At 43.8% G+C, this 17,766-nt stretch carries 16 protein-coding genes and 1 tRNA gene; 8 read left to right on the forward strand and 9 right to left on the reverse strand.

The annotated features are described in order from the left end of the window. Nucleotides 1–64 precede the first annotated feature (64 nt). The 3 genes from NP165_RS04175 to NP165_RS04185 all read right to left on the reverse strand — a co-directional run bounded on the left by NP165_RS04175 (nt 65) and on the right by NP165_RS04185 (nt 2,254). Nucleotides 65–141 (reverse strand) — tRNA-Pro (locus NP165_RS04175). Between the two features lie 53 nt (nt 142–194). Next, nucleotides 195–2,003: a DUF3413 domain-containing protein gene (locus tag NP165_RS04180; RefSeq protein ID WP_257085064.1), complete on the reverse strand. Its 1,809-nt coding sequence runs from the start codon at nt 2,001–2,003 to the stop codon at nt 195–197. A gap of 26 nt (nt 2,004–2,029) precedes the next feature. Continuing rightward, the gene (locus NP165_RS04185) at nt 2,030–2,254 is read right to left on the reverse strand and encodes a YejL family protein (protein ID WP_257085065.1); all 225 of its coding nucleotides are present in this window, start codon (nt 2,252–2,254) and stop codon (nt 2,030–2,032) included. A gap of 86 nt (nt 2,255–2,340) precedes the next feature. On the opposite strand from NP165_RS04185, the gene yejK reads away from it, so the two are divergent. Further along, nucleotides 2,341–3,342 (forward strand): nucleoid-associated protein YejK, encoded by a 1,002-nt coding sequence (yejK, locus tag NP165_RS04190; RefSeq protein WP_257085066.1) that lies wholly within the window; start codon nt 2,341–2,343, stop codon nt 3,340–3,342. Nucleotides 3,343–3,480: 138 nt separating this feature from the next. Here the strand turns inward: yejK and nhaC are convergent, their stop codons facing one another. Then, entirely contained in the window at nt 3,481–4,914 is a 1,434-nt protein-coding gene (gene nhaC, locus NP165_RS04195) for a Na+/H+ antiporter NhaC (protein ID WP_257085067.1), read from the reverse strand. 438 nt (nt 4,915–5,352) lie between these two features. On the opposite strand from nhaC, the gene asd reads away from it, so the two are divergent. Continuing rightward, nucleotides 5,353–6,465, forward strand: coding sequence for an aspartate-semialdehyde dehydrogenase (gene asd / locus NP165_RS04200; RefSeq protein ID WP_257085536.1), 1,113 nt, complete (start codon nt 5,353–5,355; stop codon nt 6,463–6,465). A gap of 63 nt (nt 6,466–6,528) precedes the next feature. Here the strand turns inward: asd and NP165_RS04205 are convergent, their stop codons facing one another. Both NP165_RS04205 and NP165_RS04210 read right to left on the reverse strand, forming a co-directional pair. Beyond that, on the reverse strand, nt 6,529–7,386 hold the full coding sequence (locus tag NP165_RS04205) for an ion transporter (RefSeq protein ID WP_257085068.1): 858 nt from the start codon (nt 7,384–7,386) through the stop codon (nt 6,529–6,531). A gap of 35 nt (nt 7,387–7,421) precedes the next feature. Continuing rightward, nucleotides 7,422–8,060 (reverse strand): YchE family NAAT transporter, encoded by a 639-nt coding sequence (locus NP165_RS04210; protein ID WP_257085069.1) that lies wholly within the window; start codon nt 8,058–8,060, stop codon nt 7,422–7,424. A gap of 626 nt (nt 8,061–8,686) precedes the next feature. On the opposite strand from NP165_RS04210, the gene adhE reads away from it, so the two are divergent. Continuing rightward, a complete protein-coding gene (gene adhE / locus NP165_RS04215; protein ID WP_257085070.1) occupies nt 8,687–11,389 on the forward strand; it encodes a bifunctional acetaldehyde-CoA/alcohol dehydrogenase in 2,703 nt (900 codons plus the stop codon). A gap of 211 nt (nt 11,390–11,600) precedes the next feature. Next, entirely contained in the window at nt 11,601–11,966 is a 366-nt protein-coding gene (locus NP165_RS04220; RefSeq protein ID WP_257085071.1) for a DUF1428 domain-containing protein, read from the forward strand. Nucleotides 11,967–12,034: 68 nt separating this feature from the next. Here NP165_RS04220 and minE read toward each other — a convergent pair whose 3' ends face one another. From minE to minC, 3 genes are read right to left on the reverse strand one after another with little or no spacing between them, the layout of a single operon-like run. Continuing rightward, complete coding sequence (gene minE, locus NP165_RS04225) at nt 12,035–12,298, reverse strand: cell division topological specificity factor MinE (RefSeq protein ID WP_257085072.1); 264 nt, start codon at nt 12,296–12,298, stop codon at nt 12,035–12,037. Between the two features lie 6 nt (nt 12,299–12,304). Continuing rightward, a complete protein-coding gene (gene minD, locus NP165_RS04230) occupies nt 12,305–13,117 on the reverse strand; it encodes a septum site-determining protein MinD (protein ID WP_257085073.1) in 813 nt (270 codons plus the stop codon). 19 nt (nt 13,118–13,136) lie between these two features. Continuing rightward, entirely contained in the window at nt 13,137–13,799 is a 663-nt protein-coding gene (gene minC, locus NP165_RS04235; RefSeq protein WP_257085074.1) for a septum site-determining protein MinC, read from the reverse strand. A gap of 162 nt (nt 13,800–13,961) precedes the next feature. On the opposite strand from minC, the gene NP165_RS04240 reads away from it, so the two are divergent. From NP165_RS04240 to NP165_RS04255, 4 genes are all read left to right on the forward strand, one after another. After that, nucleotides 13,962–14,249, forward strand: coding sequence for a YcgL domain-containing protein (locus NP165_RS04240; protein WP_257085075.1), 288 nt, complete (start codon nt 13,962–13,964; stop codon nt 14,247–14,249). A gap of 42 nt (nt 14,250–14,291) precedes the next feature. Next, nucleotides 14,292–15,263: a lytic murein transglycosylase gene (locus NP165_RS04245; RefSeq protein WP_257085076.1), complete on the forward strand. Its 972-nt coding sequence runs from the start codon at nt 14,292–14,294 to the stop codon at nt 15,261–15,263. A 49-nt stretch (nt 15,264–15,312) separates the two neighbouring features. Then, entirely contained in the window at nt 15,313–16,251 is a 939-nt protein-coding gene (locus NP165_RS04250) for a LysR family transcriptional regulator (RefSeq protein ID WP_257085077.1), read from the forward strand. A 242-nt stretch (nt 16,252–16,493) separates the two neighbouring features. Next, nucleotides 16,494–17,693 (forward strand): NupC/NupG family nucleoside CNT transporter, encoded by a 1,200-nt coding sequence (locus NP165_RS04255; protein ID WP_257085078.1) that lies wholly within the window; start codon nt 16,494–16,496, stop codon nt 17,691–17,693. The last annotated feature ends 73 nt before the right edge of the window (nt 17,694–17,766 follow it).

Here is a 17,766-nt window from a genome sequence, read left to right on the forward strand (position 1 = left end):
AAAATATCACTATTTGAGTTTGAAAAATGAAAAAAGAGAGCCGAAGCTCTCTTTTCTAGGTGTATGGTCGGACTGAGAGGATTTGAACCTCCGACCCCCGACACCCCATGACGGTGCGCTACCAAGCTGCGCTACAGTCCGATGGCAATAACTTATCTGTAATTGGCTAAATCGTCAATCACTAAGAGCTTGATTTAGTTCCCTTTTGTATAAAATCGTTGCAGTTCAGTTAAGCCTTGCATCAGAACAGGAAGAGTTGGATTCTCATCCTTTAGGCGAACATAGTCACTATTGTATAGTTTGTAATTACCAAACTTATCGATCACGGTTGTGGTTTTGGGCGTGATAAGAGCAAGCTCTTTCGTATCTCCGGCAAGAATCCACTTTCTAGCACGTTCATCAAATAGGTTACGACCACTACTAAAGTCATTTGGATTGGAGGAGACACCAAGCAAATCTTGAAGCAGGGTGACCGACATATCTAAGTGGCTAGTACGGTGTGTATACTCTGATGCCATTTTACCTGGCCAATGAATTACCATAGGTACTTGAAGCTGGTAGCGGCTGTAGTTGGTGTTTGAACCCCAAGAATTAGTCTTGGTTTCATTAAACTCAGTGCCATGATTCGAGGTGATCACAACAATAGTGGATTCGCTCAGCTCCAACGACTCTATTTCGGCAAAGAGAGCAGATAGCTTTGTATCCGCAAGCTGCACAGACTCTTTATAGCCCGATTTTAATCTTTCTTCGTTCGTTTGCTGATGAGTACTGCTTTCGTAGGCACTAAAATTATCTAGTGTAGTTAACTCAATGAAGCTGAACCAACTCGACTCATTATGTTCCTTGACCCAATCAGACCAAGCAGAAATCGTTTGAAGGTCAGAAGATTGGCCTGAAACAAACGCCGTGCCATTAAACCTCATTCCGCGGAAAATTGATTCGCCAAAAATTGGATCGTCAAAATTGTCGCCGCTAAACAGGCCGAAGCTGTAATTTTTATCGCTTAATGTGTCGATGAGAACTGGTTTATCACCTTGCGTTTTAATGCTAGGTGCATATGCGCTAGGTAGACCATAAAATAAGCCGAATACACCATATACATCATTACTTGAGCTGTAATGATTGGTGAAATTTAAATTATCTTTTGCAAACGCATAAGTTGACGGCATCCACTCTGCGTTCAATGCGTCAGCTCTCAAATTATTGACGCTCACAACAAGAACGTTGAGAGGGTTTGCTCTGCGACTAAATTTTAATTCTTCTAACGGGTAGCGGACGAGTTCAGTGTTCTCTTCCTGATCTTTCTCTAAACGCTTCTTGTACTCTTCTTTATCAAGTAAGCCATGTTTCTCCATAAACGACTTAGCTGTCATAGGATAAGAAAGAGGGAAGTTAGCTCGTTGTGCCGTGATCGGATTATAGAAATACGCGTCCGCCCAAACATAAATTAGGTGGCTAGAAATAAAACTCGCAAAAAACAGAATGGCCAGAGGTCGACCTATGTGCTTATGTGACAGTTTACGCTGCTTGCGCCAAACCCACTCCGACAACCCCAGCTGCAGCAGAAAAATCAGCGGCATAACGACGAATAAGTACTGCAATTCAGAACTTACTCGAGAATCGTCGTCGGTGAAGAGAACTTCCCACACCACAGGGTTTAAGTGGAGGTTGATGGTTTGATACGCTTGAGTATCAACGAGCAACAAGGTGAGTCCGAGTGTGGCGAAACAGACGGTAATGAGTCGAAACAGTTTTCGAGAGGGTATCAAAAACGTGAGTGGGAATAGCACTAATAGATAGAGAGCGAAGACTAAGAAACCAAAATGACCAACCCAAGAGAAAACTAAATAAGTTTGTCCTAGTAGTGTTTCTGGCCAAGGAGACTGAGAGATATAGCGGGTCCCTATCAACATCGCTGCAACAATGTTGAAAAAGGCAAACCAATGCCCCCAACCTACTAAACGTGATACACGTTCGCCGTATGTGTTTCCGCTATCTACCATGTATGTATTCTATGTTTTTATTGCTATTAATGAGATTTGTCTTCAATAGAAGAAACAAGTGCTTGTGCAAATTTTTCTGCAATTACCTTACGTTGTGAAGGTGCAACATCCTGATTTAAGACATTGGTAGCGATATTTCCTGCAATCATCAGTGAAAGTTCTGGACCCGCTGAGTGTTTATCAAGCACTGCTGCAATCTCAGTTAAGATCTGTTCAACTTTGTCGTCGCTGTATTTGGAAGTAATTGGCATAAAAGTGTTCTAATGTTGATAGTAAAGCGACTTATGATAACCTACAATGCCATGCAACTGAAACCTATGCAGCGATAAATTTCATCATGAGCATTCAACTTTCAAACGTTATCCTTCACCAACTGCAAAAAAACGATTCAGATGAACTGATTGTGAACTTCAGAAGCGAGTCTTTGGCTAACGATGGTTCTACCGAAAATCTTGTTGCTGAGCTGCACCGCGTGTTCAACTCAAAAGCGGGTAAAGGGTTCGGCTCATTTAAGTCGGACAGCGAATTCCAGCATTGGTTGCAAGATTTACGTAAAGGTGAGAAAAGCTTCTACGATTTTTCTCAAAGCAGCGCCAACCGCCTGAAAGAAGAATTGTCTAAATATCCTTTTGCCGATGAAGGTATCTTGGTGTTTGCTGAATACCAATCTTTAGCGACGAACTATCTTTTTGTGGCAATCATTCCTTCAAACCAAAGCCTGAAAGTGACAGAAGGTTTAGATATTAGTGCGACGGATTATCTTGATATTAGCAAGATGGATATCGCCGCAAGGATTGATCTAACAAGCTACGAAACAGACAAAGAGTCCAATCGTTACCTTGCTTACATTAAAGGGCGAGTGGGCCGCAAAGTGGCAGACTTTTTCCTGGACTTTTTGCAAGCAGAAGTAGGCTTAGACACCAAGCAACAAAACCAAGTGCTGATGCAAGCGGTTGAAGATTTCTGTGCGGATTCCAAATTAGAAAAAGATGAAGTGCTCAGTTACAAAAAGCAGGTAGCAGATTATTGCAGTGAGCAGATTAAATCTGGTGACGAAGTATATGTGAAAGAGCTATCTGGTGAGCTTCCTTCATCTCAAGATGGAACCAGCTTCCTCGATTACACGCAAGAGCAAGGTTATGAGCTTGAAGAAAGCTTCCCTGGAGACAGAACTGCAGTACGTAAACTGACTAAATATGTTGGTGCTGGTGGCGGGGTAAGTATTAACTTCGACAGCATGCTACTTGGCGAGCGTATTTTCTATGACCCAGAAACAGATACATTGACCATTAAAGGCACGCCGCCAAACTTGCGAGATCAACTGACTCGTAATCGATAGTAAAGAATAAAAAGGGCGGATTGCTTCGGTTTAGCATTCTGCTCCTTTTATACTGGTTAGTTTGATTATCTCAGATACAAAAAGAGCGCTAATTTAGCGCTCTTTTTGTAGATAGGGATTTGTAGCTATAGAGTTGAATTAAGCGACTTGCTTAGTCAGCTCGGTTTGTTCTTCTACGCTTGCACTAGCGGTTGGTTCACATTTATCGACAAACCATCCCATGTATGAGGTGATAATCGTAACAATGATACAAACAAAGCTTAGCCACATGAATGGCGCGTAAGAAAGCGTTGCGACACCAAGAATGCTCGCCATATAAATGCCGTTGTCACTCCACGGCACCATGCCCGATGTCAATGTGCCACCAAACTCTGCATTTCGAGATAGGTTTTTACGCTTATAGCCCAAGCGGTCGTAGTTTTTCGCACAAATCTTTGGTGTAAGGATAAGCGAAACGTACATCGCCGAACCAAATACGTTACCTAAGAATGCTGTTCCAATCGTGCTGGTTGCCAGAGATCCTGAGCTTTGAACGCGACGCTCAAATAATTTAGCAACAGTTTCAAGTACGCCGACTTTATCCAGTAATCCACCAAAACCCAAACCAAAGACGATCACGGCGACAGAACCCAGCATTGACGACATACCACCACGGTTCAAGATTGAGTCGATAAAGGCGACACCTGATTCGATTTGGTATGGAGCCCACGCGGTATTGAATGCTTGTAAGAAATCTACGTCTTGGATCATAACTGCCCAAATAATACCAAGTAGAGAGCCAAAGCTGATCACCGGGAATGACGGCATGCGCATCGCTAATAGACCAAGAACGATGATGACAGGAACAAATGAGTATGGGGTGATGTAAAACTGTTGCTCCATCGCGTTAATCACCGACTGCACCTGGGACATGTCTACATTGCCAGCATAGTGAAAACCAAATGCAGTGAACATGATGCCTGTAATGATGTAGCTGATCAGTGCGATCGGTAACATACCCTTAATGTGTTCCATTACTTCTACGTTTGACATCGATGAAGCCAAAATAACAGAGTCGGACAACGGGGACATTTTGTCACCAAAGTAGCAACCAGACAGTACTGCACCTGCTGTAATAGGCGCGGGAACGCCCAAACCTTGACCGATGCCCATCATTGCAATACCTGCTGTACCTGCCGCACCCCAAGAAGTACCAGTAGCCAACGCCGTTAAAGAACAAATGATCATGGTGGCTAAAAGGAAAATAGAAGGATGGATAGCATTTAAGCCGTAGTAGATGATCGTTGGTACGATACCACCAGAGATCCAAGTACCCACTAATGCGCCGACGGCGAGCAAGATAAGTACTGCGCCAAGGCCGTTTGAAATGCCTTTAAGCGCTGCTTTTTCTAAGTCTTTATATTGGTGGCCTAAGCGAACACCGAGTACCATAATGATGAACCAGCCGATGTAAAGTGCGAGCTGGATTGGAAGATCTAATTTTGCTGTGAATGAAAATGCCATCAGCAAGAATAGGCCAAGGGCAACAATAACCTGCATCAAGCTTGGTAGACGAGTGGTAAGTTGCGTCATACAGAGCCTCTTATAAGAATTATGAACCAATAGCTGCCATGAATGAGAGCCATCGAAGTGTTAACGCCTTTAAGGAAGGGGGGAACCTTACATGACTTAGATTAATATTTCGAGTTTATGTGCTATTTGTGCGTTTTTGATCTGTTTTGTCGTATTGTTTTAGTTAAAAGTTTTATTTTTAGTTAAATTTAATGGGTGGGAGTGTTCTGTAATGTAAACAAAGTGTGCTGCATAAATTAGTATTTTGTTTGATGTTTTCTTGGCTTTGTTCTTAAAGGCAGAGGTTGGTTAAATTGTGCACAAAATCAGTGGTTAACTAATCATGCGATGAATAAAGTCAAAAGTTCGTATTTTTTTGTAAATATCTCTTGAGATTTTGTCCCGAAAATTGAAATATGGATTACTTCGTTTTTTTAAGATTTACATGGAGAGTTGATGATGAGAGTAGGTTTAGTTGGCTGGCGCGGCATGGTTGGTTCTGTGCTGATGCAACGTATGGTAGAAGAGCGAGATTTCGATGTTATTGAGCCAGTCTTTTACAGTACTTCGCAAATAGGCATTCCTGCGCCAAATTTTGGTAAAGACGCCGGAAATCTACAAGATGCATACGACATCGACAGCTTAAAGCAGCTAGACGCTGTGATCACCTGTCAAGGTGGTAGCTACACTGAAAAAGTTTACCCTGAACTTCGTAAAGCCGGTTGGAAAGGCTATTGGATTGATGCCGCTTCAACACTGCGTATGGCTGAAAATTCAATTATTACACTCGATCCAGTTAACTTGGCGCAAATCCAGCAAGGCATCCACAGCGGAACTAACACGTTTGTGGGTGGTAACTGTACCGTGAGCTTGATGCTAATGGGTCTTGGTGGACTGTTTGAAAAAGGCCTTGTTGAATGGGCAAGTGCGATGACGTACCAAGCTGCATCAGGTGCGGGTGCGCAGAACATGCGAGAGCTTATTTCGCAAATGGGCGTCATTAACGACTCGGTAAGTTCAGAACTCGCAAATCCAGCGAGCTCAATTCTGGATATCGACAAAAAAGTTGCTGACACAATGCGTAGCTCTTCATTCCCGACTGACAAATTTGGCGTGCCACTAGCAGGCTCTCTGATCCCTTGGATTGATGTGAAGCGTGACAACGGTCAGAGTAAGGAAGAGTGGAAAGCAGCCGTTGAAGCAAACAAGATTTTAGGTACTTCTGGTGCGCCAGTGCCAATCGATGGGACATGTGTACGAATTGGTGCGATGCGTTGTCACTCACAAGCACTGACCATTAAGCTTAAGCAGAATGTGCCTATGGATGAAATTGAAGAAATCATTGCCACTCACAATGATTGGGTGAAAGTGATTCCAAACGATCGTGACATCACAGCGCAAGAACTCACGCCAGCGAAAGTGACAGGTACTATGTCAGTGCCAGTTGGTCGTTTACGCAAAATGGCGATGGGTGATGATTTCCTAAACGCTTTCACTGTAGGTGACCAGCTGCTTTGGGGTGCTGCAGAACCGTTACGCCGTACACTGCGTATTATTCTGGCAGAAAAATAGACCTATAAACCTTTCCCAAAAAGCGCCAAAACTGGCGCTTTTTTTATAAAAAAATTCAAATGATTATGCCTCTCCGGGGACGACACGTTTTTCAGGATCGGCCAGTTGGCTACCGCAATGCTTACAATACATGGCATCTGAGTCATGACCGTTTTGAGAACAGTTTGGACACTTAACCAGAACTTTGTGTGATTGCATCTCCTGATGTAGCTCAGCAGCAAAAATACCTGTTGGAACGGCTAAGATCGAGTAACCCATCAGCATAGTAAGCGAGGCTATTGCTTTACCTAAGCCAGTTTGCGGGGCGAGATCGCCATAACCCACAGTCGTAATTGTCACTATGGCCCAATAAATACTGATAGGGATGCTGGTAAATCCGTTCTCTGGGCCTTCTATTACAAAGATCAAGGAACCAAAGATGGTGACCATGATGGCTACAGATGTAAAAAAAATAAAAATCTTTCTTTTCGCCATTAAAAGAGAACGCAACAAAATATTGGACTCTTGTAGATAGCGGACCAACTTTAGAATCCGGAAGATCCGCATTACTCGGATGGCTCGAATGACACCCATAAAAGAAGCAGAAGGGAAGAACAGGACTAAGTAGGTCGGTAAGATCGCAAGTAAGTCGACAATGCCGTAGAAGCTCTTCGCATAGGCAATCGGCTTGGGTGAGCAATAAAGCCTAAGTATGTACTCAATAGTGAACAAGCCAGTAAATGTGTACTCCAGAAACTTAAGCTCTTTAGACCATTGCGCACTGACAGAAGGGATGGAATCCAGTACCAAAACGAGGAGAGAGCAGATGATTGCAATGATAAGGGTGATATCAAAGGCTTTTCCCGCCCGGGTATGAGTACCGAAAATAGTGACGTAGAGAGTATTTTTAAGAGAGTTTTCAGACATAAAAAAGCGATCCATACTTGAATCGCTCCATCATACAACCTTAAATAAAATCAGGCTAATCCTGGAAAAAGATTCCGTACGCCATTGGCAATAAATTCAATGCCAAGTGCGCCAAGAATGAGTCCCATAATACGTGTGATTACGTTGATTCCAGTTTGCCCTAAAAAGCGGACAATCAGCGGGGCTGAACGAAACAGTAGCCAGGAACAAAGACAAAATAACCCGACAGTTATTGCGATGCCCACGGTTTCGAGAACACTTGGGTAGCGCGCACCGTAAACGATAGTCGAGCTAATGGCACCAGGGCCCGCCATCAAGGGCATAGCAAGTGGCACAACACCTATCTGCTCTCGGCTGACGTATTCAGACTTTTCTTGTTTGTTCTGCTTATCCTCACCTAATTTACCACTCATCATTGAAAACGCGATACTCAATAAAAGTAGTCCACCAGCAACGCGGAACGAGTCCAGCGAAATGCTGAACATATCCAGAAGAAGCTGACCAGCAAGTAGTGACACGATAAGAATGATAGCGACCGCCACATTGGCTGTCGTCGCTGTTTTATGTTTCTCTTCCAGCGTCATATGGCCAGTTAGCGAGACAAAAACAGGCATGATGCCTACAGGGTTTACAGCGGCGACTAAGCCGAGAAAAAACTGTAAGAAGACGGCGACTTCTAAAGTTTGCATGTAAGTGTATACCCACCGAGTTAAAGGGAAAGTCAGATATAGGCGAAATATAGTCTAAAATTCTGTGACCAACGAATGAAAAAAACTAACGTGTAAGCTACCTCATTGCTGAGAAAAACTAATTTTTTAAAGGAACGTAAACGAATTTGAGACAGTTTGTTAGGCATACTACAGAGGTGCTTGTAACCAGATTTACATAAACGATAATAATTCTACATTTTTGATAAAACTTGATTCGGTTATGGCGAAAATTATCCACCCAGATATACTACCAGTGGCACATAAATTCTGGATTACATGTAAGTTGTCGCTCAAAAAATGAAAAATTTTTACAGAATTTTGTTCATTTCAAGCTTTATGAGCTTAGTTGTTGCTAAATTGAGCATTTTTGATTGTGATGTAAATCTTTGTTTTTCATGTATTTTTGATGTGTTGTGAGATGAGGTTAACACTTATTGTGTATTTAGCTTTTATGAACTGATCTGAGTCAATTTTTTTCATATCCTGAAATAATATAATCAGCTCTGAAAGCAATTTACTAAGATGTACTGCCTAGCTGGATGAAAATTACAAAGCAGTGTCCTTAATAAAAAGTTTTTAATATTTATTAATTTAGGAGAATCCCTATGCCTGTTACTAATATGGCTGAACTAGATGCAATGGTTGCTCGCGTTAAGAAAGCGCAAGAAGAGTTCGCTACTTACTCTCAAGAGCAAGTAGACAAGATCTTTCGTGCCGCATCTCTTGCAGCTAACCATGCGCGTATTCCGCTAGCTCAACAAGCGGTTGCAGAATCTGGTATGGGTATTGTTGAAGATAAAGTGATCAAAAACCACTTTGCTTCAGAGTTTATCTACAACAAATACAAAGACGAAAAAACGTGTGGCATCCTAGAAGAGGATGACAACCTAGGTACTATGACTATCGCTGAACCAGTAGGTATCATCTGCGGTATCGTACCAACAACTAACCCAACTTCTACTGCGATCTTCAAATCTCTAATCTCTTTGAAGACTCGTAACGGTATTATCTTCTCGCCACACCCACGTGCGAAAAACTCGACTAACGATGCAGCGAAACTTGTTCTAGATGCAGCGGTAGCAGCAGGTGCACCAAAAGACATCATCGGTTGGATTGACCAGCCTTCTGTTGAGCTATCAAACGCTCTAATGAAACACGATGACATTGCGCTTATCCTTGCAACTGGTGGTCCTGGCATGGTTAAAGCTGCATACTCTTCTGGTAAGCCAGCAATCGGTGTAGGCGCAGGTAACGTTCCTGTTGTTATCGACGAAACTGCAGACATCAAACGTGCTGTTGCTTCTATTCTAATGTCTAAGACTTTCGATAATGGCGTGGTGTGTGCTTCTGAGCAGGCTGCGATCGTTGTTGACGAAGTATACGACGAAGTGAAAGAGCGTTTCGCAACACACAAAGCGCACGTTCTGTCTAAAGCTGATGCAGAAAAAGTACGTAAAGTACTACTTATCGACGGCGCACTGAACGCGAACATTGTTGGTCAACCAGCAGCGGCTATCGCAGAAATGGCGGGTGTTAAAGTGCCTGCAGATACGAAAGTACTGGTTGGTGAAGGTCTGGGTAAAGTGTCATACGACGACGCATTCGCTCATGAGAAACTGTCTCCAACTCTAGGCCTGTTCCGTGCAGACAACTTCGAAGATGCAGTTGCTCAAGCGGTGACTATGGTTGAGATTGGCGGTATCGGTCACACATCTGGCCTATACACGAATCAAGACGTAAACGCAGACCGCATCCGTTACTTCGGTGATAAGATGAAGACGGCTCGTATCCTAATCAACATCCCGACTACTCACGGTGGTATCGGTGACTTGTACAACTTCAACGTTGCACCTTCTCTAACGCTAGGTTGTGGTTCATGGGGTGGTAACTCTATCTCTGAGAACGTAGGCCCTAAACACCTAATCAACAAGAAAACCGTAGCGAAGCGAGCTGAAAACATGTTGTGGCACAAACTACCTAAGTCTATCTACTTCCGTCGTGGTAGCCTTCCAATCGCACTAAGCGACCTAGAAGGTAAGAAACGCGCATTCCTAGTTACTGACCGTTTCCTATTCAACAACGGCTACGCAGATGATGTTGTACAGCTATTGAAAGCGCAAGGCATGGAAGTTCAAACATTCTTTGATGTTGAAGCGGACCCAACGCTATCTGTTGTTGAGAAAGGCGCGGCTGCGATGAACAGCTTCCAGCCAGACGTAATCCTAGCGCTAGGTGGTGGTTCACCAATGGATGCAGCTAAGATCATGTGGGTAATGTACGAGCACCCAGAAACGCACTTCGAAGAACTGGCAATGCGCTTTATGGACATCCGTAAACGTATCTACAAGTTCCCTAAAATGGGTAAAAAAGCGGAGCTTGTATGTATCACTACCACTTCAGGTACAGGTTCAGAAGTGACGCCATTCGCGGTGGTTACAGACGACAAGACGGGTGCTAAATACCCACTAGCTGATTACGAGATTACGCCAAACATGGCTATCGTTGATGCGAACCTAGTAATGAACATGCCTAAGTCGCTAACAGCGTTCGGTGGTTACGATGCAGTGACTCACGCTCTAGAAGCTTACGTATCTGTTCTTGCGAACGAATACTCTGACGGTCAGGCTCTACAAGCGCTTAAGATGCTCAAAGAATACCTACCATCAAGCTACGCGAATGGCGCAAGCGACCCAATTGCTCGTGAAAAAGTACACAACGCGGCTACTATCGCTGGTATTGCATTTGCGAACGCATTCTTAGGTGTTTGTCACTCAATGGCTCACAAGATTGGTGCTGAGTTCCACTTGCCACACGGCCTTGCGAACGCTCTATTAATCTCAAACGTTGTACGTTACAACGCGAACGACAACCCAACTAAACAAACTGCGTTCTCTCAATACGACCGCCCACAAGCACGTCGTCGTTACGCTGAAGTTGCTGACCACCTAGGCCTAAGCCAAGGAGGTGACCGCACTGCTCAGAAGATTGAACGTCTACTAGCATGGTTGGATGAGCTAAAAGTAAACCTAGATATCCCAATGTCTATCCAAGCGGCAGGTGTTGCTGAGTCTGACTTCATCGCGAAACTGGACGAGCTAGCAGTAGAAGCGTTCGATGACCAATGTACTGGTGCGAACCCTCGCTACCCTCTAATCAGTGAGTTGAAAGACGTTCTGACTGCTTCTTACTACGGTAAAGCATTCGTTGAAGGTGAAACTTTCGAAGGCACAACAGTAATTAAGAAGAAAGCAGACCAAGAAGCAGCGAAATCTGCACCTAAAGCTAAAAAAGAAAAAGCGGGCGCATAAGTAAGGCGTAAGTTTTGAGATAGGTTTTCGCTAGCACGAAACCTACGAATCGGGAAAAGACCAAAGCCCTAGTCGCAAGACTGGGGCTTTTTATATCCATCAGACGCACGATCCATACCGATTACAGTCTGTTTTATTGCCGTTATTCTCAAGCCAGATGAATAGCTGACATCTACACTTTACCTCACCCTATCCGAAAAGAGAGGTAGCTATGAGTTATGTAGATGGTTTTGTCGCTGCTGTACCAGACAAGAATAAGGTTTTGTATGTGGAGCACACGCAGCGCGTTGCGGAAGTGTTTATTGAATATGGTGCTGTTCAATATGTCGAATGCTGGGGAGATGATGTCCCAGATGGAAAAGTGACCTCAATGAAGATGGCAGTCAAACTTGAAGAAGGGGAGACGGTTGTTTTTTCCTGGATAACCTGGCCGTCTAAAGAAATACGGGATCAGATGGTCCCCCAAGTGATGCAAGACCCACGAGTGGTTGCAGAGTTAGATATGATGCCATTTGACGGCTCGAGACTCATTTTTGGTGGATTTGAAGTCATCGTTAATCAGGGGGAGGGAGAATAGGACATCGTGGTCATTGAAAAGCAAAAACCCTCTGAATACTCAGAGGGTTTATCATAAAACCAATGCGACTATTTTTCGTCTTCAGGTAATTTAACATTCAGCTCTAGCACTGAAATATCATCATCTTTATGCTCAAACGTGAGATCAACCATGGAAGGATCAATGGCGACGTATTTACTGATGACTTGAAGAATATCTTCTTTTAGCTGTGGTAAATAAGTCGGTGAAGGATCCCCTTGACTACGACGTTCAGCAACAATAATTTGCAATCGTTCTTTGGCTAAATTCGCAGATGACTTTTTCTGCGGGCGGAAAAACTCTAGTAATGACATGCCGTTTTAGCCTCCAAATAGACGTTTAAAGATTCCTTTTTTCTGTTCAGTTAGGAAGCGGAAATCCACTTGCTCACCGAGCAGACGCTCTACAGTGTCGTTGTAAGCCATACCTGCGTCAGATTGTTCATCAAAACTTACAGGCACACCTTTGTTTGAAGCGTTTAGCACCGCTTGGCTTTCTGGGATAACACCCAATAACGAAATGTGTAGAATTTCTTCAACGTCTTGAACGCTTAGCATTTCACCTTGGGCGACACGTGCAGGGTTGTAACGTGTTAGCAGTAGGTGTTGTTTCACAGGTTCTAAGCCTTGCTCTGCGCGGAGAGATTTAGAATCTAAAATACCTAGAATACGATCTGAATCTCGGACTGACGATACTTCAGGGTTTGTGGTTACGATGGCTTCGTCGGCGAAGTACAGCGCCATGAGTGCGCCTTGTTCGATACCTGCTGGAGAATCACAGATAATGAAGTCAAAGCCCATTTCGTCCAGTTCATCCAAAATACGTTGCACGCCTTCTTTGTTAAGGGCGTCTTTGTCGCGAGTTTGCGATGCAGGCAGGATAAATAGGTTGTCTGTTCGCTTATCTTTGATTAACGCTTGGTTTAGCGTTGCTTCGCCGTTTATCACATTAACAAAATCGTAAACGACACGACGCTCACAGCCCATGATAAGGTCGAGATTACGTAAGCCAATATCAAAATCGATTACGGCTGTTTTTTTACCTTTCACCGCTAGACCTGAAGCGATCGCGGCACTTGAGGTGGTTTTACCAACACCACCTTTACCTGACGTTATAACAATAATGCGTGCCATTATTTGTTCCTTATAATTCTTAAATCGTTAACAGATCGAACTTGAGTGAATCATCGCTCAAACTAAACATGACTTTTTGTTGCCAAAATTCTTCAGAAAATTGTTCTGTAAGCCAGTAGTGCCCAGCAATGGACATCAGTTCGGCATTAAGCTTATTGCAGATGATTACCGCGTCTTGGTTGCCGCTTGCACCCGCGATAGCACGTCCTCGTAAAGTGCCGTGGATGTGAATTGAACCATCTGCAATGACCTCGGCCCCTTCGCTAACATGGTTAAGTACAACAAGGTCACAATCTTTTGCATAAACTTGTTGGCCTGAGCGAATAGGAGAATGAATTATCTTGGTCGGAGTCATTGTCGCAGGCGCTTGACTTGGAGATTTGCTTGCAGACATGATGGCGAACGAAGCTTCAGACGCCGAATTCTGTATTCGCTTATCTTTACAGCCTGTCACTCCAACTGGAATCATCCCTGCGTCAGCAATACCACTTTTAAGTGCTTTAAAGTCAATATCACCATCTACTTTAGAAATATTGATGACAACTGGCGCAGATGCAAAAAAAGTCGGCGCTTTTTTGACTTTCTCTTTGAGGAAATGCACAGTTTTTTCTATATCGTTGTCATTAAGGTGCAAAACCGACAATGTGAAGCTGCTGCCTTTTAGGTCTGGTGAATGCGACATCTTTTACTTAGAACCTCTTAAGGGCGTTGCCTGAGACTAGGGTTATCATGTTATATTCCCATACTAAGCACAGCAAGTAATCTTGCTCTCAATTGAGTGTTTTGCTCTCAAAAAAAGCGAAACACTGCGGTTTATTGACTATTAGCGAACAAAAGGGCTTCCATGCTTTGCGCAATTTATAAAAGTTCTAAAAAAGAGGGTGCTTACCTCTATATCCCGAAAAAGGACGATTTTTCACAAGTACCAGATGCATTAATGCAAATGTTTGGCAAACCGACCATGGTTATGGTGATTAAGCTAGATGGCCGTCAACTTGCGACTGTGGATATTGAAAAAGTGAAACAATCGCTAGAAAGTGAGGGATTTTTCCTTCAACTACCGCCTCCGCCAAAGAATCTTTTGGAAGAATATAAAGAGCAGAAAAAAGCTCGCCAACAGTCCGAAGAATAAGAATAACGGGCGTCATTTACTCAGTTGCTCAAGGAGGGCAATGTGAAAAAAATTTTGTCAGTCATACTAGGTGCATCCATCGCGGGTTCAGCGTTCGCCAATGAAGTGAGTTTTGAGCAGTACGTCGAAAAATTAAAGGCAGAAGCGAGAACAAAAGGCATTTCTGAGCAGGTAATTTCGGTGGCATTTGAAAATGTCACTTATAAACCGAGAGCCGTAAAAGCGGATCGTAATCAGCCAGAGAAGAAACTCACATTAGACGAGTACATTCCCAAAGCGGTACCGGCCTGGAAGGTAAAACAGGCGAAAGAGCTGTATCAGAAACACCATGCGGAATTGACGACGATTGGTGAAAAGTACGGTGTACAACCAAGATTCATTGTGGCGCTTTGGGGCGTAGAGAGTAATTTTGGTCGATTTACAGGGAATTACAGTGTGATTGACGCGTTGTCTACTATGGCTTACGAAGGTCGACGTGAAGAGTTCTTCCGTGGTGAAGCCATGGCTGCACTACAGATTTTGGATGAAGGGCATATACCACATTCTGAATTTAAAGGCTCATGGGCGGGCGCGATGGGGCAATGCCAGTTTATGCCGAGTTCTTTCTTGTCGTTTGCAGCCGATGGCAACGGCGATGGTAAGAAAGACATTTGGAACACCGAGGCTGATGTGTTTGCCTCGGCTGCCAACTATTTAAGTCAGTCAGGATGGCAGCATGACTATACCTGGGGCCGCCAGATCAAATTGCCTGAAGGGTTCGATACCAGTATTCAAGGGCGAAGTGAAGAAAAAGGGAAGTACCTGAAAGAGTGGAGTGAACTTGGTCTCACTCGATATGATGGTCGCCCGTTGCCTCATTTAGACAACGACATCAAAGCCTGGTTGATCGCACCTGATGATGCTCATGGTCGAGCTTATTTGGTTTACAACAACTATAACGTATTGATGAAGTGGAATCGTTCTTACTACTTTGCGCTGGCAGTCAGCCATTTGGCTGATAGAATCGCACTATAATTATTATCAAAGGGGCTCAGGTGAGCCCCTTCTTAATTTTGGAGTTATTGTGTTATCTGATCGCGCATCTCAGATGGTGGTATTCTCAGCGTTGCTAACCCACAAAAACTTTACGGCTGCGGCTCGAAGCTTAGGCGTTTCTGTCTCACACGTGAGTAAACAGCTGGCGCTGCTTGAAGAGTCTCTCGGGGTTAAGCTGGTGCAGAGAACGACCCGAAGCTTTACGCCGACAGAAGCTGGGGAGCAGTTTTATCACCACTGCCAGAAGATCACTCGCACGATAGAAGAGGCTCAGCGAGAAATTGAAAGTCAGCGTGATGAAGTGTCAGGCTTGATCAAAATTGGGATATCACAGTCTTTTGGTTCTTTACATATTTTGCCCGCTATTGATGAGTTCAGAGAGCAGTACCCAAACCTTCAAGTGGAAATGCACTTGTTCGATTACCGTGTAGATATGCTTCAAGAAGGTCTGGATCTCTGGATCACCAACAACGAAACCTTACCTGAAGGTTATGTTGCGCAGAGATTGGCTGACAGCAAGTTTGTGGTAGCGGCATCACCAGAATATTTGGTTAAACACGATACGCCGCATCATCCCAATGATTTGGTTGACCATAATTGTCTAATTTATAGAAGTTGGGAAAGAGATTACACCAGTTGGGCGTTTTCCAAGCCAGGTGAGCAGCTTAACGTAAAAATATCGGGTAATTACTCTGTGGATTTAGCGGAAGCGGTTAGGGATGCAGCCGTAGCAGGTTGGGGCATTGCTTATCTAGCTACGTACCTGATCCGAGATGAATTTAAAGAGGGTCAACTTATCCAACTATTACCGGATTGGCAGCCTAGCCAAGATATGCCGTTTTATGCCGTTTACCCTTCTCGCCGCTATTTACCGAAAAAAACCGCTGCGGTTATTGAGTTTATCAAACGGAAAATCGGCTCTCCATGCTACTGGGATAAGCGGCTAGCGCCATACCTACCGCGCTAATCAAGGTGGCAAAGGCATTGAGATAAACGTAAGTAATTATTTCCTTTCCTACAAACATATTTTCCAAATGGAAACAATAAGCTTTAGCAAACGTTTATATTGATAAAAAACAATAACTTAATATCAAGTTCATTTATTGAGCAATGCAAAGTACACTTTATTAACAACTGTGATTTGCATCTCAAAATTATCTGAATATTATCCGACGCAATTTTATTTACCCCTTTTGCGTCGGAAATCGTATGAACTCTCTATTGGGCATCGTAGTCATTTTTGCTTTGGCTTGGCTACTTTCTACAAACAGAAAAAATATAAAGATAAAAACGGTCGTTTTTGCTTTTGGTCTGCAAGTCGCTTTCGCTCTACTGGTTCTATATGTGCCAGTGGGCCGAGATGTTCTGCACGCGGTAAGTGGGGTTGTGTCGAACTTAATCGACTATGGGCAAGAAGGTATTGGATTCCTGTTTGGTGATTTAGCGACGGGTGGATTTACCTTTGCCATCAATGTACTTGGCATCATTATCTTTTTCTCCGCATTGATTTCAGGCCTTTATCATATTGGTCTTATGCCGCGCGTGATTAATTTCATCGGCGGTGGTATTCAAAAACTGCTAGGCATTGGCCGCGCGGAATCGTTGTCGGCAACCGCAAATATCTTTGTTGGTACGATCGAAGCGCCGTTAATGGTAAAACCATACTTAAAGCACATGAGCGATTCTCAGTTCTTCGCAGTGATGACGGGCGGTTTGGCGTCGGTTGCTGGTGGAACGTTGGTCGGTTATGCGTCATTGGGTGTGGATCTTAACTACTTGATCGCAGCGGCATTTATGTCTGCACCGGCAGGTCTTTTGATGGCAAAAATCCTAATGCCAGAAGCTGATGTAAAAGCCCCAGATATCAATATCAATGATGTTGAAATTCCACGTGCAACCAACGTCGTTGAAGCGTTGGCAGACGGTGCAATGGCTGGTGTACGTATCGCTGTTTCTGTTGGTGGTACGCTTTTGGCGTTTATCAGTATTATTGCTTTGTTGAATGGCATGCTCGGTTGGTTTGGTGATCAGATTGGAACAGAGATGAGTTTTGAGCTGATCCTAGGTTACTTGTTTGCCCCCGTCGCTTGGTTGTTGGGTATTCCTTGGAGTGAAGCTGTGACTGCAGGCTCTCTAATAGGTAACAAAATTGTGGTGAACGAATTCGTCGCATTCATTCAACTGGAAGCAGTGAAAACCGAGCTGAGCGAGCATTCTCAAGCGATCGTGACTTTTGCACTCTGTGGTTTCGCAAACATATCCAGCATGGCAATGCTTATCGGTGGCTTAGGCTCCTTGGTGCCAGAAAAGCGTGCTTTTGTTTCTAAGCATGGCTTTAGAGCGATCACCGCTGGTGTTATGGCCAACTTGATGAGCGCATCCATTGCGGGCGTCATTATGAGTCTGTAACCGCGAGTTACTCAAAGTGAACATTTGGGTTTAAATAAAAACGGGTAGCGCAATGGCTACCCGTTTTTGTATT

Source organism: Vibrio japonicus (assembly GCF_024582835.1).
Classification (GTDB): domain Bacteria; phylum Pseudomonadota; class Gammaproteobacteria; order Enterobacterales; family Vibrionaceae; genus Vibrio; species Vibrio japonicus.